The 15,017-nt window shown below is 69.1% G+C and carries 18 protein-coding genes; 12 read left to right on the top strand and 6 right to left on the bottom strand.

Annotated elements, in window-relative coordinates:
• The first annotated feature begins 72 nt into the window (after window positions 1-72).
• From AB0P25_RS07475 to AB0P25_RS07445, 7 genes are all read left to right on the top strand, one after another.
• Complete coding sequence (locus tag AB0P25_RS07475) at window positions 73-1,497, top strand: CCA tRNA nucleotidyltransferase (RefSeq protein WP_363806388.1); 1,425 nt, start codon at window positions 73-75, stop codon at window positions 1,495-1,497.
• Window positions 1,498-1,713: 216 nt separating this feature from the next.
• Window positions 1,714-2,085: a 30S ribosomal protein S6 gene (gene rpsF, locus AB0P25_RS07470; RefSeq protein ID WP_018189014.1), complete on the top strand. Its 372-nt coding sequence runs from the start codon at window positions 1,714-1,716 to the stop codon at window positions 2,083-2,085.
• 4 nt (window positions 2,086-2,089) lie between these two features.
• On the top strand, window positions 2,090-2,596 hold the full coding sequence (locus AB0P25_RS07465; protein ID WP_064110449.1) for a single-stranded DNA-binding protein: 507 nt from the start codon (window positions 2,090-2,092) through the stop codon (window positions 2,594-2,596).
• An 81-nt stretch (window positions 2,597-2,677) separates the two neighbouring features.
• Window positions 2,678-2,941 (top strand): 30S ribosomal protein S18, encoded by a 264-nt coding sequence (gene rpsR, locus AB0P25_RS07460; protein WP_018189012.1) that lies wholly within the window; start codon window positions 2,678-2,680, stop codon window positions 2,939-2,941.
• Between the two features lie 11 nt (window positions 2,942-2,952).
• Window positions 2,953-3,405 carry a 50S ribosomal protein L9 gene (gene rplI / locus AB0P25_RS07455; RefSeq protein ID WP_064110448.1) on the top strand — a complete coding sequence of 151 codons (453 nt, stop codon included), beginning with the start codon at window positions 2,953-2,955 and terminating at the stop codon, window positions 3,403-3,405.
• Between the two features lie 355 nt (window positions 3,406-3,760).
• Complete coding sequence (gene dnaB / locus AB0P25_RS07450; protein WP_363806387.1) at window positions 3,761-5,134, top strand: replicative DNA helicase; 1,374 nt, start codon at window positions 3,761-3,763, stop codon at window positions 5,132-5,134.
• Window positions 5,135-5,153: 19 nt separating this feature from the next.
• Complete coding sequence (locus AB0P25_RS07445; RefSeq protein WP_363806385.1) at window positions 5,154-5,510, top strand: cupin domain-containing protein; 357 nt, start codon at window positions 5,154-5,156, stop codon at window positions 5,508-5,510.
• 50 nt (window positions 5,511-5,560) lie between these two features.
• Here AB0P25_RS07445 and AB0P25_RS07440 read toward each other — a convergent pair whose 3' ends face one another.
• From AB0P25_RS07440 to AB0P25_RS07430, 3 genes are all read right to left on the bottom strand, one after another.
• Entirely contained in the window at window positions 5,561-6,391 is an 831-nt protein-coding gene (locus tag AB0P25_RS07440; RefSeq protein ID WP_363806384.1) for an SDR family oxidoreductase, read from the bottom strand.
• On the bottom strand, window positions 6,388-7,461 hold the full coding sequence (locus tag AB0P25_RS07435) for an alkene reductase (RefSeq protein ID WP_363806383.1): 1,074 nt from the start codon (window positions 7,459-7,461) through the stop codon (window positions 6,388-6,390). Before AB0P25_RS07435 ends, AB0P25_RS07440 begins: the two co-directional genes overlap by 4 nt.
• A 130-nt stretch (window positions 7,462-7,591) precedes the next feature.
• Window positions 7,592-8,470 carry a DUF5996 family protein gene (locus AB0P25_RS07430; RefSeq protein WP_363806382.1) on the bottom strand — a complete coding sequence of 293 codons (879 nt, stop codon included), beginning with the start codon at window positions 8,468-8,470 and terminating at the stop codon, window positions 7,592-7,594.
• 112 nt (window positions 8,471-8,582) lie between these two features.
• Between AB0P25_RS07430 and AB0P25_RS07425 the strand changes: the two genes are divergently transcribed.
• Window positions 8,583-9,107, top strand: a complete 525-nt coding sequence (locus tag AB0P25_RS07425; RefSeq protein WP_363806380.1) for a hypothetical protein — start codon at window positions 8,583-8,585, stop codon at window positions 9,105-9,107.
• On the opposite strand, the gene AB0P25_RS07420 is transcribed toward AB0P25_RS07425, so the two are convergent.
• The gene (locus AB0P25_RS07420; protein ID WP_363806379.1) at window positions 9,040-9,768 is read right to left on the bottom strand and encodes a Pr6Pr family membrane protein; all 729 of its coding nucleotides are present in this window, start codon (window positions 9,766-9,768) and stop codon (window positions 9,040-9,042) included. The two genes, AB0P25_RS07425 and AB0P25_RS07420, sit on opposite strands and share 68 nt — an antisense overlap.
• A 97-nt stretch (window positions 9,769-9,865) precedes the next feature.
• On the opposite strand from AB0P25_RS07420, the gene AB0P25_RS07415 reads away from it, so the two are divergent.
• Both AB0P25_RS07415 and AB0P25_RS07410 read left to right on the top strand, forming a co-directional pair.
• Window positions 9,866-10,468 carry a DUF308 domain-containing protein gene (locus AB0P25_RS07415; RefSeq protein WP_363806377.1) on the top strand — a complete coding sequence of 201 codons (603 nt, stop codon included), beginning with the start codon at window positions 9,866-9,868 and terminating at the stop codon, window positions 10,466-10,468.
• A gap of 26 nt (window positions 10,469-10,494) precedes the next feature.
• Complete coding sequence (locus tag AB0P25_RS07410) at window positions 10,495-10,797, top strand: hypothetical protein (RefSeq protein WP_363806376.1); 303 nt, start codon at window positions 10,495-10,497, stop codon at window positions 10,795-10,797.
• Window positions 10,798-10,803: 6 nt separating this feature from the next.
• Here AB0P25_RS07410 and purB read toward each other — a convergent pair whose 3' ends face one another.
• Both purB and AB0P25_RS07400 read right to left on the bottom strand, forming a co-directional pair.
• On the bottom strand, window positions 10,804-12,183 hold the full coding sequence (gene purB, locus AB0P25_RS07405) for an adenylosuccinate lyase (RefSeq protein WP_363806375.1): 1,380 nt from the start codon (window positions 12,181-12,183) through the stop codon (window positions 10,804-10,806).
• Between the two features lie 69 nt (window positions 12,184-12,252).
• Window positions 12,253-12,639 carry a phage holin family protein gene (locus AB0P25_RS07400; protein WP_363806374.1) on the bottom strand — a complete coding sequence of 129 codons (387 nt, stop codon included), beginning with the start codon at window positions 12,637-12,639 and terminating at the stop codon, window positions 12,253-12,255.
• Window positions 12,640-12,742: 103 nt separating this feature from the next.
• On the opposite strand from AB0P25_RS07400, the gene AB0P25_RS07395 reads away from it, so the two are divergent.
• Complete coding sequence (locus tag AB0P25_RS07395; protein ID WP_363806373.1) at window positions 12,743-13,852, top strand: histidinol-phosphate transaminase; 1,110 nt, start codon at window positions 12,743-12,745, stop codon at window positions 13,850-13,852.
• 4 nt (window positions 13,853-13,856) lie between these two features.
• The gene (pdhA, locus tag AB0P25_RS07390) at window positions 13,857-14,996 is read left to right on the top strand and encodes a pyruvate dehydrogenase (acetyl-transferring) E1 component subunit alpha (protein ID WP_363806371.1); all 1,140 of its coding nucleotides are present in this window, start codon (window positions 13,857-13,859) and stop codon (window positions 14,994-14,996) included.
• The last annotated feature ends 21 nt before the right edge of the window (window positions 14,997-15,017 follow it).

The raw sequence follows: 15,017 nt of genomic DNA, 5'->3' as shown, positions 1-15,017 counted from the left end.
GGCCTCCATGACGACGATTGTAGAGGCCACCCCCTGAGAGCCCGGCGAGCGGGGCCGTTAAACTGGGGCACCATGCAGAGCGTCGCCGAATCCCTCGAACGCCTCGGCGACCTCGCTCGTACGCCGTCGGTCGCCCGTCTCGCCGACGCGTTCGCGGCTGCCGGGCACGAGCTCGCGCTCGTCGGCGGACCGGTTCGCGACGCGCTCCTGGGCCGCCCGGTGCACGACCTCGACTTCACGACGGATGCGCGACCGGACGACATCCTGCGCATCGTCTCCCCCATCGCCGACGCCGTGTGGGACGTGGGTCGCCAGTTCGGCACGATCGGCGCGCGTCTCGGCGACGACACCGTCGAGATCACGACGTATCGCAGCGACAGCTACGACGGCACCACCCGCAAGCCCGAGGTGGAGTTCGGCGACACGCTCGAAGGCGACCTGATGCGTCGCGACTTCACGGTCAACGCACTCGCGCTGCGGCTCCCCGAGGTGCGACTGGTCGACCCGTCGGGCGGTGTCGAAGACCTCATCGCGGGGGTGCTGCGCACACCCAGCACCCCGCAGATCTCCTTCGGCGACGATCCGCTGCGCATGATGCGCGCCGCCCGCTTCACCGCCCAGCTCGGATTCGCCGTCGACGAGGAGACGCGCGAGGCCATGACGGCGATGGCCGATCGGATCGAGATCGTCAGTGCGGAGCGCATCCGCGACGAGTTCAGCAAACTCCTGATGGCGGACGAGCCGCGCGCCGGACTGGAGCTGCTGGTCGACAGCGGTCTCGCCGAACTCGTGGTCCCGGAGATTCCGGCCCTGCGGCTCGAGGCCGACGAGCACCACCACCACAAGGATGTGTACCAGCACAGCCTCACCGTGCTCGACCAGGCCATCGGGTACGAGAAGGAGCGGCATCCGGGAGAGGCGCCCGACCTCGTCCTGCGACTGGCGGCCATCCTGCACGACATCGGGAAGCCGGCCACCCGCCGGTTCGAGCCGGGCGGAGCGGTCAGCTTCTATCACCACGACGTCGTCGGCGCGAAGCTCGCCAAGAAGCGTCTCACCGCGCTGCGCTTCGACAAGGCGACCATCGACGCCGTCGCACGCCTGATCGAACTGCACCTGCGGTTCTTCGGCTACGCCGACGCAGCCTGGACCGACTCGGCGGTGCGCCGCTACGTCCGTGACGCAGGACCGCAGCTGGAGCGGCTGCACATGCTCACCCGGGCCGACGTCACCACCCGCAACCGCCGGAAGGCCGACCGGCTGGGGTTCGCCTACGACGACCTGGAAGCCCGCATCCGCGTGCTGCAGCAGCAGGAGGAGCTGGACGCCGTCCGGCCCGACCTCAACGGCGAGCAGGTCATGAGCATCCTGGGCCTGCGACCGGGAAGAGAGGTGGGCCAGGCGATGAAGTTCCTGCTCGAGCTTCGCCTCGACGAGGGGCCGCTGGGCGAGGAGGAGGCCACGCGTCGCCTGCTCGCCTGGTGGCAGGACCGCTGACGCGGGAACTGTCCACAGAGCCCCGCCTTTCCCGTTCTCCACAGATTCCGACGGCCGATGCCCCCGGCGCTCCGCTCCCCGGAGAGTTGGAGCATGACACACACATCCGCTACCCTTGATAAGTTGCCCGGGCGGAAGCCTGCCCTGGGCACGTCTATGACACCCTCCTGCTGCAGAACGTCTGCAGCCGCTGAGACCAGAGGAGGTGGGTTAGTCATGCATCAGTACGAGTTGATGGTCATCCTCGATCCCGAGATCGATGAGCGCACCGTGGCTCCGAGCCTTGACAAGTTCCTCAACGTCGTTCGCAACGACGGCGGAACGATCGACAACGTCGACATCTGGGGACGTCGTCGCCTGGCCTACGAGATCAACAAGAAGTCCGAGGGCATCTACGCCGTCGTGCAGCTCACCGCTGAGGGCGACACCACGAAGGAGCTCGACCGCCAGCTGAAGCTCAGCGAGGCCGTCATGCGCACCAAGGTCCTCCGCGCCGAGGAGGCGATCGCTCAGGTCGCCGCCGCTCAGAAGCGTGCCGACGAGAAGGCCGCCCGCAAGGCCGCCACCTCCGAGAAGGCCGGCGCCTAGTCCCATGGCCGGCGAGACCGTCATCACCGTGGTGGGCAACCTCACGGCCGACCCCGAGCTGCGCTACACGCAGAACGGGCTGGCAGTCGCCAACTTCACCATCGCGTCCACCCCCCGCACGTTCGACCGTCAGGCGAACGAGTGGAAGGACGGCGAGGCTCTGTTCCTCCGCGCCAGCGTCTGGCGCGAGTTCGCTGAGCACGTCGCGGGTTCGCTGACGAAGGGCTCGCGCGTCATCGCGCAGGGCCGTCTGAAGCAGCGCTCCTACGAGACGAAGGAAGGCGAGAAGCGCACCAGCATCGAGCTCGAGATCGACGAGATCGGCCCGTCGCTGCGCTACGCCACGGCGCAGGTCACCCGCGCCCAGTCCTCCGGCGGTCGTCCGGGCGGCTTCGGCGGCGGTGCGCCCGCAGTCGAGGAGCCGTGGGCCGCGTCGGCTCCGGCGGACCCGTCCGCCGGAGCGGATGTCTGGAACACTCCGGGCTCCTACAACGACGAGACCCCCTTCTAACGAGACTCGCCTCTCCGCAGAGGGGCACACATCATCAGCTCGCCGGTGACAGCACCGGACGGGCGGAAAGCAAAGGAAACCATGGCTGGAAAGTCGAGCGGCGACCGCCGCAAGCCGATCCGCAAGGGCAAGGACGGCAAGAACGCCGCTCCCGCGAAGTCCGTTCGCGTGGGCGTCATTGACTACAAGGACGTCGCCACCCTGCGCAAGTTCATCTCGGAGCGTGGAAAGATCCGCGCCCGCCGTATCACCGGTGTCTCCGTCCAGGAGCAGCGCCTCATCGCCCGCGCCGTCAAGAACGCGCGCGAGATGGCGCTCCTCCCCTACGCCGGCTCTGGCCGCTAAGGAGCAACGACATGTCGAAGGTTATTCTCACGCACGAGGTCACCGGCCTCGGTTCGGCCGGTGACGTCGTCGACGTCAAGAACGGCTACGCCCGCAACTACCTCGTCCCCCAGGGCTTCGCGATCGCGTGGACCCGCGGTGGCGAGAAGCAGGTCGAGCAGATCAAGGCCGCCCGCGCTGCGCGCGAGCTGCACACGATCGAGCAGGCTCAGGACCTCAAGGCGAAGCTCGAGGCCACCCGCGTCAAGCTGACCGTGAAGGCGGGCCGCGAGGGCCGTCTGTTCGGCTCGGTCAAGACCGGCGATGTCGCGGACGCCGTCAAGGCGGCCGGCATCGGCGAGCTCGACAAGCGCAAGATCGAGCTCCCCAACCCGATCAAGGTGGTCGGCGACCACGAGGCGACCGTGCGTCTGCACGACGACCTCTCGGCCGTCATCTCCCTGCAGGTGGTTGCTGCCAAGTAAGGCAAATAGGCACGAGTGTAGCGGCGGGCGAGTCCCGCCGCTACATCTCGTTAAGGGGCTTTTGTACACAGGTTCCCCCACCCCGTACCAGAGCTTGAACACAGGGTTCAAAGAACTTTTTACACACAGCCTGGGGAAAGTAAAAGCGCTGGTCGGGAGTCATTTACGGCGTCAAGCTCATTTGTTGTCCACAGGTTTCCACACACCTTCTACACACACTCCACGGCGTTTCGCGCAGATTTTCCCCAGTCTTATCCACAGGCTGAGTTGTGGATGGCGAACCGGCGTTCATAGGGTGTCGGAGGTCGTCCCGAGAATGATTCGAGGGAACCAGCGCGAGCAGTGAGGAGAGAACGTGACGATCGCCCATATCGGTCTCGCCGACGGTCGTGACCCGGGCGAAGCCCGCTCTCCTGAGCGCACCCCTCCGCACGACCTGCTCGCCGAGCAGAGCGCGCTCGGCGGCATGCTGCTCAGCAAGGACGCGGTGGCCGATGTGGTGGAGGTCGTGCGCGGCACCGACTTCTACATCCCCAAGCACGAGATCATCTACGACGCGATCCTGACGCTGTACTCGCACGGCGAGCCGACCGACGTCATCACCGTCACCGACGAGCTGACCAAGATCGGCGAACTCTCTCGCGCTGGCGGCGCCGAGTACCTGCACACCCTCACCAGCCTGGTCCCGACCGCCGCGAACGCCGGCTACTACGCCAACATCGTCGCCGAGAAGGCGCTCCTCCGCCGTCTGGTCGAGGCGGGCACCCGCATCACGCAGATGGGCTACAAGGCCGAGGGTGAAGTCCTCGACCTCGTCAACAACGCCCAGGCCGAGATCTACTCCGTCACCGGCACCCAGGAGACCGAGGACTACGTCCCGCTCACCGAGGCGGTCACGGTCGCCATCGACGAGATCGAGGCGGCCAAGCACAAGGACGGCTCGATGACGGGCGTCCCCACCGGCTTCTCCGAGCTGGACGAGCTCACGAACGGTCTGCACCCGGGCCAGATGGTCATCGTCGCGGCGCGACCGGCACTCGGAAAGTCGACGCTCGCGCTCGACTTCGCCCGGGCCGCCGCCATCAAGCACGACATGCCGACGATCTTCTTCTCGCTCGAGATGGGCCGCAGTGAGATCGCGATGCGCCTCCTCTCGGCCGAGGCGTCCGTCCCCCTGCAGAACATGCGCAAGGGAACGGTGGACAACCGCGACTGGACGACCATCGCCTCCACCCGCGGCCGCATCAACGACGCCCCGCTCTACATCGACGACAGCCCCAACATGACGCTGGTCGAGATCCGGGCCAAGTGCCGCCGCCTCAAGCAGCGCGTCGGTCTCAAGATGGTCATCATCGACTACCTGCAGCTGATGACGAGCGGCAAGCGCGTCGAGAGCCGCCAGCAGGAGGTCAGCGAGTTCTCGCGAGCCCTGAAGCTGCTCGCCAAGGAGCTCCAGGTCCCCGTCATCGCCCTGTCGCAGCTGAACCGAGGCCCCGAGCAGCGCGCCGACAAGCTGCCCGCCCTGAGCGATCTCCGCGAGTCGGGCTCGATCGAGCAGGACGCCGACGTCGTCATCCTGCTCCACCGCGAGTCCGCCTACGAGAAGGACAACCCCCGCGCGGGCGAGGCCGACCTCATCGTCGCCAAGCACCGCAACGGCCCCACCCGCACGGTCACGGTCGCCTTCCAGGGCCACTATTCGCGGTTCACCGACATGGCGCCTGTGTAGCGAGCAGTAGGTTCGACGTATGACCTCCCCTCTCCCCCGGCATGTAGCGGCCGCATCCTTGGAGATCGCCCACGAAGCCGTGCCGCCGACGCAGGTGGTCGACGGCAGGCCGACCACCGGAGTCGCTGAACTCGGCGAGTTCGGCGGGGCCGAGATCGGTGTCTGGGAAGCCGCACCAGGGACCTCGACGGACGTGGAGGCGGACGAGGTGTTCGTGGTGGTCGCGGGCCGTGCGCGGATCGAGTTCGCCGGCACCGGTGAGGTCGTGGACATCGGTCCCGGTGACGTCGTCCGGCTGCGGGCGGGCGAGGACACGGTGTGGACCATCCATGAGACGCTGCGGAAGGTCTACCTGGCGCCTCGGACACTCGACTGAAGCTCGCGAGCGCCCGTGTAGCGGATCCGCATCCGCAGCCGAGCAGCCGGTCAGCGCGACTGGTTCGCCCAGCCCGCCGGCTCCAGCGCCGCTGCGGCTGCCTGCTCCGGCGGCAGTGTGCTGTCCCAGCGTGCGGCGTCCAGGCGGGCGCCGGTCACCTCTGCGGAGGCGTCCGAGGCGAGCCACAGCAGCGGCTCGACCATCACCTCCGGCTGAAGCAGGCCGCTGCGGACCTCATCGGAGACGCCCTCGGGGATCATCCCGGTGTCGGTGGCACCGCCGGGGAGCAGCCCGTTGACCGTGATGCCCGACCCGGCCAGGTCCTGGGCCCAGATCACCGTCTCCGACTCGAGCGCGGCTTTCGACGGGCCGTACGGCGAGAAGCCGGCGCGGCGCATCGTGTCGTGGTTCATGGTGATGTTGACGATGCGGCCCCAGCCCTGCTCCAGCAGGTACGGCACCGCCGCCTTGGCCATCAGGAAGGGGCCGTTGACGTTGGTGTCGACGATCGTCCGCCAGGTGTCGGCCTCGACCTCCCAGAACCGCGTCGGCTCCGTCAGGAACGCCTCGCTCACGTACTTCATGCCGCGGCCGGCGTTGTTGACCAGGATGTGGAGGCCTCCGAACGCGGCGACCGCCTCCTCCACCAGGCGGCGGCAGTCGGCCTCCCGGGTCACATCGGCTTGAAGCGCGAGGACACGGGCAGCGCCGAGATCCGTGTTGATCGCGTCCGCCACCCCTAGGATCTCCTCGGCCTGCCGCGCTGCCGAGATCACGACGTTCGCGCCGGCGCGGGCCAGCCCGAGTGCCATGGCCTGACCGAGCCCGCGGCCGCCACCGGTGACGATGGCGACCCGGCCCTCCAGCGCTGTCGCGGTCACGCGCTCAGCCGCGGGTAGTCCGTGTAGCCGGCGGCGCCGGAACCGTAGAAGGTCGCCGCGTCGGGCGCGTTCTCCGGGTGCTCGCCCTTCCAGCGCTCGACGAGGTCCGGGTTCGCGATTGCCAGTCGACCGACGGCCACCGCATCCGCGTGCGCATCCTCCACCAGGGCGATGGCCTCGTCGCGCGTCGTGACCGAGCCGAAGCCGCTGTTGACGATGAACGGGCCGCCGAAGCGCTCGCGGAGGTCCTGGACGAGGGAGCCCGTGGGCTCGCTGTGCAGAACGCTCACGTAGGCGAGGCCGAGCGGTGCGATCCCGTCGACCACCGCCTCGTAGGTGGCGGTGGCGTCGGCGAGGTCCGTCTCGAACACGTCCTGGATGTTGTGCATCGGCGACAGGCGGATACCCACCCGGCCCGCACCCACGGCCTCGGCGATCGCCGTGGTCACCTCGACGACGAAACGGGCTCGCGCCTCCGGGCTTCCGCCGTACTGGTCGTCGCGGACGTTCGAGACCGGCGAGAGGAACTGGTGCAGGAGGTAGCCGTTCGCGCCGTGCACCTCAACCCCGTCGAGCCCGGCGGCGATCGCGTTCTTCGCGGCGGTCACGAACTCGTCGCGCACGATCGACAGCTCCTCCGTGGTGAGCGCGTGCGGCACCGGGTAGGCGACCTTCCCGCTCGGGCCGTGGGCCTCACCCTCGATGGCGACGGCGCTGGGGCCGACGACGCGGTCCTGGCCGTTGATCGACGGATGCGAGACGCGTCCACTGTGCATGAGCTGCATGACGATGCGGCCGCCCTTGGCGTGCACGGCGTCGGCCACGGCGCTCCAGGCGGCGATTTGCTCGGCGGTGACGATGCCCGGCTGTCCCGGGTACGCACGCGATTCGTGGCTCGGGTAGGTTCCCTCCGAGATGATCAGGCCCACGCTCGCCCGCTGGGCGTAGTGCTCCGCCACCAGCGGCCCCGGGACTCCCGCATCGCCCGAACGTGTGCGGGTGAGCGGTGCCATCACGACGCGGTTGGGAAGGTGGAGATCGCCGAGCGAGACGGGGGAGAACAGGTCCATCGAGGGGATGCCTTTCGGTTCGTAGAAAGCGAGACGGCCGGTCGGATGCGACAGGTGCGCTCCCGAACGGCCTCTGAGCCGAACAGTACGCGCGGCCGCACTATTCCGGCGTCGACCCGATGCAACCGCTCTACGCGGTGAGCACCGGCCACTCCCCCAGCTCGGCGGCCGCGCGGTAGGTCGCCTCGAGGAACGCCTGCACCAGCGCGTCCGGGTCGGCAGCAGCTCGCACCACCTCGTAGGGCAGCAGGAACTCGCCGAGCGCGTCGCTGAAGTACGCGCCCTCCGGCACCTCGGCGTCGGCGAAGCCCGCCGGCGCCGGGTACGCGTACGAGTAGTACGCCCCCTCCGCGCCGCCGCCGGGCCAGAAGCCGGCGCTGCTGAGCTCGTGCGAGTAGCCCTCGTGCATCACGCTGTCCGGGCAGTTCGGCGCACCACCGGGATGCATCGGTGCCGTGCGGCCGGAGAACCGGGTGACGGCAAGGTCCATGGCGCCCCAGAAGTAGTGCACCGGGCTGACTTTGCCGATGAACCGCGACCGGAAGCGCTGCAGCTGCGTCCCTGCGTCGATCAGCTGATGCCAGAACGCTTGCGCCTGCTCGGGATCGTACGTGCAGTGCTCGGTGTCCTCGGCGAACGGGATGGCGACCTCCACCTCGTTCGGGACCGGGTGGATCTCGACCTCGACACCCAGAGAGCCCAGTGCATCCATGGTCGCCGCGTAGAACGACGCGACCGATTGCCCGGCGAGCGGGAGGTAACGGCGCTCGCCGTCGCTGGACCGCAGCACCAGCCGATGCTCCACGAAGTCGAATTCCATGTCGAGGATTCCGCCGGGCACCGGGATCGGCCCGGTGGAGAGCCCCCGCGCGCTCAGGTACAGCGTCACGTGCCACCAGTGGTTGACCGACGGCGTCAGGGCCATCCGGATCTTGCCGACGATCTGCGTCCACATGTGGAGCGTGTCCCGGGTGGCCTGCCAGGAGTCGACGGCGAGTTCGGTGCGCATGCGGTCCTTCCGGGTCGGCGGGCGCCTTCAGCCTAGGCGAGCCATCCCGGCGCGTTCCAGATCATCCTCGGGGAGGACGCCGCCGCCGTCGATCCGGGCGTTGAATGGGGACATGACGGAGATCCTCCTCCCCCTGCTGCAGGGTGCGGGCAGCGTGGCGCTCGCGCTGGTGGCGTTCGCGCTCGCGTTCACCTGGCCGTCCCTGTTGCGGCCGATCCTGGGCCTCCGGACCGACGGCGCACGTGCCGTCGCCTTCTCCCTGCTGGGCGTCGTGCTGCTGCTCGCGGCCGCCGTGATCTACGTCGTCCCCGGTGTGCTGCTGCGCGACCCTCTCGGACTCCTGATGGCCTTCCCCGTAGCGACGCTGTGGCTCGTGGGTGCGGCATCCCTGGTCATCCGCGGGCTGGTGGTCGGAGGCGCCACCCGCGCCGTCTCCTCGGCGTTCGCCGTCGTCGCGACCGGCGGGACCCTCGCGGGGATCGCCTCTGCGATGCTCGTCCAGCACGGCATCACCGACACGGTCACGCCGACCGGGGCCTTCCTCCTCGCCGTCGGAGGACTGGCCGCGGTCATCCTGTGGGCGCGCGCCGAGGATCGGGAGCCGCGTCGCCCGCACCCGCAGGCGAAGGCCGTCTGACACTCCAGCGACGCGAGACCCACACGACTCCGTAGCCGGCCGCGAGGATGACGACCGCGATCAGCACCACGTAGAACGCCACCGACAGGTACCCGTTCGGGCTGGTCGCCGGGTTCAGGAACGGATACGGGTACCACGGCGACGTGCCCGACACCGGCTCGATCGCGAACGGCGCGCGCACGAGCGTGTAGATCGCCCACGCGATCGGGAACACGGCGATCCCCCACACCGCACGCAGGCGCAAGGGGGTCCGGCCCGGCGCGAACAGCCAGTCGATCAGCAGACAGGCGGGCGCGACGACGTGCAGCACCTCGTTCGACCACCCGACGGTCGTGCCCTGCGGGAGCGGGATGTTGCGCAGCAGCAGGTTGTAGACCACGCCCGTCGTCACGAGATACGTGGTGGCCGCGGCCCGGAGCCCGGTGAACCAGGAGGGGTCGTCGCCGGTGCGGACCAGAAGCAGCACGGCGCCGATCCCGAGTACGACGATCCCCAGAAGGTTCGAGTCGATCGTGAAGAAGCTGAAGAAGTTGACAAGCAGGGCGGGGACGCTGCCGCCCTGGTCGCTCGTGTTCTGGATGCTGGTGGCCAGCTGGGCGACCACGGCACCGACCATCAGCAGGAAGACCACCGCGCGCAGCGCCGCGAAACCGATCCGCATGCCGCGATGCTAGCGGCGGAGGGCTCCCCGATGGGGCGAACGCGCAGGAACCCGCCGACTAGACTGGAGGGCGAATCCGTACGAAAGAGGTCGCCGAATGGCTACCGCCGTCCCTGCCCAGGGTCCGAGCATCCACGCGCACAGCCGGTACTGGGTCGTCCCCGCCGTCCGTGCGGTCGTCGCGCTCGCCGCGGGCGCGGTCATCACCTTCACACGGGACGCCCACACCGCCACCTTCGGGCTCGTGGTCTTCGGCGTCTTCGCCATCGTGGACGGGCTGGCCACCGCCATCCTCAGCTGGATGCTCGCCGGCCGCCGGCTGACCCGCACCCTCTTCGCGGTGCAGGGCGCGATCGGCGTGATCGCGGGCGTGCTCGCCCTGTCGCTCACCGGCGCGGGCCTCGGCCTCTTCCTCTATCTCGTGACCGTGTGGGCGGCGCTCACCGGTTTCCTCGAGCTCTACAACGGCATCCGCGAACGCCGCCGCGACGCCGCCGCCCGTGACTGGCTGACGATCGGCGTCATCACCGCGATCCTCGCGCTCGTGCTGCTGTTCATCCCCGCTGACGCGGTGCTCGCCATCGGGCTGTTCGGCGCGTGGGCGGTCGTCGTCGGTGTGTTCCAGGGCATCGGCGCCGCCACGCTACGCGGTGCCGCCCGCACGGGCGACGGCTCCCGGGGAGCGGAGAGCGGATCGTGACCTCGCGCGACAAGAAAGACCCCCGAGTGACCCAGAACCTGCAGCCCACCCGCCGCGACCGCTTCCTGCCGGTCGAACTGCTCGCCATCTCGGCCGGTCTCGCCGTGTTCGTCGGCCTGATCGTCCTGATCGCGACGCGCGAGTTCGTGCTCGCCGGGGTCGCCTTCGGCGTGACGTTCATCGTGGCGCTCGTACTGCTGGCGCTGTTCGCGCTCGCGTTCAAGCCGACCGAGGCCGAGGTGGAGGACATCCACGAGCAGGACGCCGAGGCGCGCGCCAAAGCCGCGCAGGCCCGTCCCGATGGGGACGACCGCCCGCGCGGCCACTGACCTCGGCTACAGGTAGTCGACCAGCTCCGAGGCGAGCCCGACGTATCCGGCGGGCGTGAGCGCAAGAAGGCGGTTCTTCGCCGCCTGGCCGATCTCCAGCCCCTGCACGAACTCGGTGAGCGCCGCGTGGTCCACCCGCTTGCCGCGCGTCAGCTCCTTGAGCAGCGCGTACGGGTCGGAGATCGTCGAGCGGCCGGCGGTCACCTCCGCGCGGATCACCGTCTGGATGGCCTCGGCGAGCACTTCCCAGTTGGCGTCGAGGTCGTCCGCCAGAGCGGTCCGGTCGATGGCGATCTGGCCCAGGCCCCGCTCGATGTTGTCCAGCGCGAGGAGGGAGTGGCCGAGGCCAACGCCGATGTTGCGCTGCGTGGTCGAGTCGGTCAGGTCGCGCTGCAGCCGGCTCGTCACGAGCGTGGCGGCGAGCGAGTCGAGAACGGCGCTCGACAGCTCGAGGTTGGCCTCCGCGTTCTCGAACCGGATGGGATTCACCTTGTGCGGCATGGTCGAGGAGCCGGTCGCGCCCGGCTCGGGCACCTGACGGAAGTAACCCAGCGAGATGTACGTCCAGATGTCGGTGCACAGGTTGTGCAGGATGCGGTTGGCGTGCGAGATGCGCGCGTACAGCTCCGCCTGCCAGTCGTGGGACTCGATCTGCGTCGTCAGCGGGTTCCAGTCGAGGCCCAGGCTTTCGACGAACTCGCGCGAGATGCGGGGCCAGTCGGCGTCCGGGTCGGCGACCAGGTGGGCGGCGAACGTACCGGTGGCGCCGCTGAACTTGCCGAGGTGGACTCCGGCCTCGATCTGGGCGCGGACGCGCTCCAGCCGGTGGACGAAGACCGCGAGCTCCTTGCCCATGGTGGTCGGCGTCGCCGGCTGGCCGTGCGTGCGGGCGAGCATGGCGTCGTCGCGGTACTGCTTCGCCTGGGCTCGCAGCTCGCCGATGACGGCACGGAACTTCGGGAGCCAGTTCTCGCGCACCGCGGCGCTCACCGTCAGCGCGTACGACAGGTTGTTGATGTCCTCGCTGGTGGCCGCGAAGTGCGTCAGCTCGGCGATGTGGTCGAGCCCCAGTGCGTGCAGGCGCTCGCGCACCAGGTACTCGACGGCCTTGACGTCGTGCCGCGTGGTCGCCTCGAGCTCGGCCAGACGGTCGATCTCGGGCTGGCCGAAGTCGTCGGCCAGGGCGCGGAGGTCCTGCTTCTGCTCGCCGGTCAGGGGCGAGGATCCGAACATCCGGTGCTCGGTCAGGTAGATCAGCCACTCCACCTCGACCTGCACGCGGGCGCGGTTCAGACCGGCCTCGGAGAGGTGGTCGCCGAGTCCGAGGACGGCGGAGCGGTAGCGGCCGTCGAGCGGGCTGAGCGGCTGGGGAGGCAGGGCGGACATGGTGCTCCTCGCGGGATCAGGCGGCGGGTACCCCACCATTCTCCCGCACGCGCGAGCGGGCCGCGGACCTCAGTCCCGGCGGGCGGGACGGAAGATCAGCCCGAGCAGCCACGCGATGATGCCGAGGACGAGCGCGCCGAGGATGCCGGACCAGAAGCCGTCGATGTGCAGCCCGAATCCGATGGCGTCGCTGATCCAAGACACGATGAACAGGAGGAAGGCGTTGACGAGCAGCGAGATCAAGCCCAGCGTCAGGATGTACAGCGGGAACGCGACGACGCGGATGACCGTGCCGACGATCGCGTTGACCACACCGAAGATCAGGGCGACCAGCAGGTACGTGAGCACGAGGGCAGTGGTGTCGGGCGCGTAGGGCTTCACGGTGACGCCGCTGACGATCAGCGTCGTGAGCCACAGGGCGACAGCGTTGATGATCAGTCTGAGCAGGAATCGCATGCCCATATCCTGGCAGGGCTACCAGGCGGGGGTACAGGGGTGGCGGTATGCACAGATCCGGGTAATTCCCCTCGGGGTATGCGGGCGCGGCTAAGTTGGGTCTGTGAGTTCCGAAGACACGCTCGGCGTGAAGCTCCGCCCGGAGATCGTCAGCGTCCCGCCTTACAAGCAGGGACGACCGGCGCCGGCCGACGGCTTCAAGCTGTCGAGCAACGAGAACCCGTACCCGCCGCTCCCGTCGGTGGTGGACGCTGTGGCGGCGACCCTCCGGGAGCTGAACCGCTATCCCAACGCCACAGGAGGCGACCTGCGCGCGCGGCTGGCCGAGCGCCACGGCGTCGGCGTCGACGAGGTCCACCTCGGGAGCGGATCGGTCGCCCTGCTCGCGCAGCTGATCGCGGCGGCGGCTGGCGTGGGCGACGAGGTCGTCTACGCCTGGCGGTCGTTCGAGGCGTATCCGGGGCTGGTCACGGTGTCGGGCGCGACGAGCGTGCAGGTGCCCGTCCGCGCCGACGGCAGCCACGAGCTGGAGGCGATGGCCGACGCCATCACCGACCGCACGCGTGTGGTCATCGTGTGCTCGCCCAACAATCCGACCGGCACGGTGGTGACCGGGGCGGAGTTCGAGGCGTTCATGGCGCGCGTGCCCTCCGACCTCCTGGTGCTGCTCGACGAGGCCTACTACGAGTTCGTCACCGACGACGACGCGGTCGACGGCATCCCCCTGCTCTCGCGGTACCCCAACCTCGTCGTGCTCCGCACGTTCTCCAAGGCCTACGGTCTGGCGGCGCTGCGGGTCGGCTATGCGGTGGGGCCCGCCGCGGTGCTCGACGCCGCCCGCTCGGCCGCCATCCCGCTCTCGGTGACCGACGCTGCGCGTGTGGCCGCGCTCGCGTCCATCGACGCTGAGGACGAGCTCATGGAGCGCGTGGCTCGCATCGCCATGCTGCGCGACCGTCTCCGCGACGCCCTGATCGAGCAGGGCTGGAATGTGCCGGTGGCGCAGGGCAACTTCGTCTGGCTGGCCACGGGCGAGCAGACGGCTGCCGCGAACGACGCGTTCTTCGACGCCGGACTGACGGTCCGTGCGTTCCCGCCCGAGGGCATCCGCATCAGTGTCGGCGAAGAGGAGTCTGTGGAAAAACTCCTCCAGGTCGCCGGGGATATTGTGCGGAACCTACCAAATGGGCACCCAGGCAAGCGGTTAGGTTAGAACGGTGGTTGCGACGAACGAGATCCCGCGCCCGGCGAACACGGTCCAGCTGCTCACCGCTGACGGCCGTTTCCAGCCGAGCGAGACGTCGGCCGAGTACCTCCCCTACCTGGAGCGACTCGACGAGAACGACTACCGGCGCTTCTACCGCGACATGGTGCGCGTGCGAACCTTCGACCACGAGGCGGCCAACCTCCAGCGGCAGGGCCAGCTCGGGCTCTGGGTTCCGAGCCACGGCCAGGAGGGTGCGCAGGTCGGCTCCGCCCACGCGGCGAAGCCGCAGGACCACCTCTTCCCGTCGTACCGCGAGCACGTCATCGGCATGATCCGCGGGATCGACCCGGTCGGCATCATCGAGCTCCTGCGTGGCGTCACCCACGGCGGCTGGGACCCGACCGATCCTGCGGTGGGCAACTTCCACCTCTACACGCTCGTGATCGGCTCCCAGACGCTGCACGCGACCGGCTACGCGATGGGCATGAAGTTCGACGGCGCGGTCGGTACCGGCGACGACACCCGCGACTCCGCCGCCATCGTCTACTTCGGCGACGGCGCCACCAGCCAGGGCGATGTGAGCGAGGCGTTCGTCTTCGCGGCGAGCTACCAGACCCCGCAGGTCTTCTTCCTGCAGAACAACCACTGGGCCATCTCGGTGCCGGTCAGCACGCAGTCCCGCACTCCCCTCTATCTGCGTTCGAGCGGCTTCGGCATCCCGGGCGTGCAGATCGACGGCAACGACGTGCTCGCCGCCTACGCGGTGACCGCGAAGCACCTGGACGACGCCCGAAACGGCGAGGGCCCGAGCATGATCGAGGCGCTGACCTACCGGATGGGCGCTCACACGTCGAGCGACGACCCGACCAAGTACCGGACCGCCGACGAAGAGGCCTACTGGGCCGAGCGCGACCCGATCGTGCGCTTCCGGGTGTTCCTCGAACAGCAGGGCGTCGGGCAGGCGTTCTTCGACAGCGCGAACGAGGAAGCCGCCGATCTCGCCGCCGACGTCCGCCGCCGCACGCTGCAGCTCGGGACGCCGTCTGTCGCATCGATGTTCGAGCACGTCTACAGTGAGCCGCATCCCGTGACGGAGGAGCAGCGGCGCTGGCTCGAGGACTACGAAGCGTCGTTCGGAGGTGACGCATGAGCGACGTGAGAAGCGACGCGG

This window comes from Leifsonia sp. NPDC077715, from assembly GCF_040686855.1.
Lineage (GTDB): Bacteria > Actinomycetota > Actinomycetes > Actinomycetales > Microbacteriaceae > Leifsonia.
This window is presented reverse-complemented; position numbering and strand designations above follow the sequence as displayed.

What these genes read in the sequence shown, in the direction of transcription:
- AB0P25_RS07475 (WP_363806388.1), top strand. Translation starts at nt 73, where the DNA reads ATGCAGAGCGTCGCCGAATCCCTCGAACGCCTCGGCGACCTCGCTCGT.
- rpsF (WP_018189014.1), top strand. Translation starts at nt 1,714, where the DNA reads ATGCATCAGTACGAGTTGATGGTCATCCTCGATCCCGAGATCGATGAG.
- AB0P25_RS07465 (WP_064110449.1), top strand. Translation starts at nt 2,090, where the DNA reads ATGGCCGGCGAGACCGTCATCACCGTGGTGGGCAACCTCACGGCCGAC.
- rpsR (WP_018189012.1), top strand. Translation starts at nt 2,678, where the DNA reads ATGGCTGGAAAGTCGAGCGGCGACCGCCGCAAGCCGATCCGCAAGGGC.
- rplI (WP_064110448.1), top strand. Translation starts at nt 2,953, where the DNA reads ATGTCGAAGGTTATTCTCACGCACGAGGTCACCGGCCTCGGTTCGGCC.
- AB0P25_RS07445 (WP_363806385.1), top strand. Translation starts at nt 5,154, where the DNA reads ATGACCTCCCCTCTCCCCCGGCATGTAGCGGCCGCATCCTTGGAGATC.
- AB0P25_RS07435 (WP_363806383.1), bottom strand. Translation starts at nt 7,461, where the DNA reads ATGGACCTGTTCTCCCCCGTCTCGCTCGGCGATCTCCACCTTCCCAAC.
- AB0P25_RS07430 (WP_363806382.1), bottom strand. Translation starts at nt 8,470, where the DNA reads ATGCGCACCGAACTCGCCGTCGACTCCTGGCAGGCCACCCGGGACACG.
- AB0P25_RS07425 (WP_363806380.1), top strand. Translation starts at nt 8,583, where the DNA reads ATGACGGAGATCCTCCTCCCCCTGCTGCAGGGTGCGGGCAGCGTGGCG.
- AB0P25_RS07420 (WP_363806379.1), bottom strand. Translation starts at nt 9,768, where the DNA reads ATGCGGATCGGTTTCGCGGCGCTGCGCGCGGTGGTCTTCCTGCTGATG.
- AB0P25_RS07415 (WP_363806377.1), top strand. Translation starts at nt 9,866, where the DNA reads ATGGCTACCGCCGTCCCTGCCCAGGGTCCGAGCATCCACGCGCACAGC.
- purB (WP_363806375.1), bottom strand. Translation starts at nt 12,183, where the DNA reads ATGTCCGCCCTGCCTCCCCAGCCGCTCAGCCCGCTCGACGGCCGCTAC.
- AB0P25_RS07400 (WP_363806374.1), bottom strand. Translation starts at nt 12,639, where the DNA reads ATGCGATTCCTGCTCAGACTGATCATCAACGCTGTCGCCCTGTGGCTC.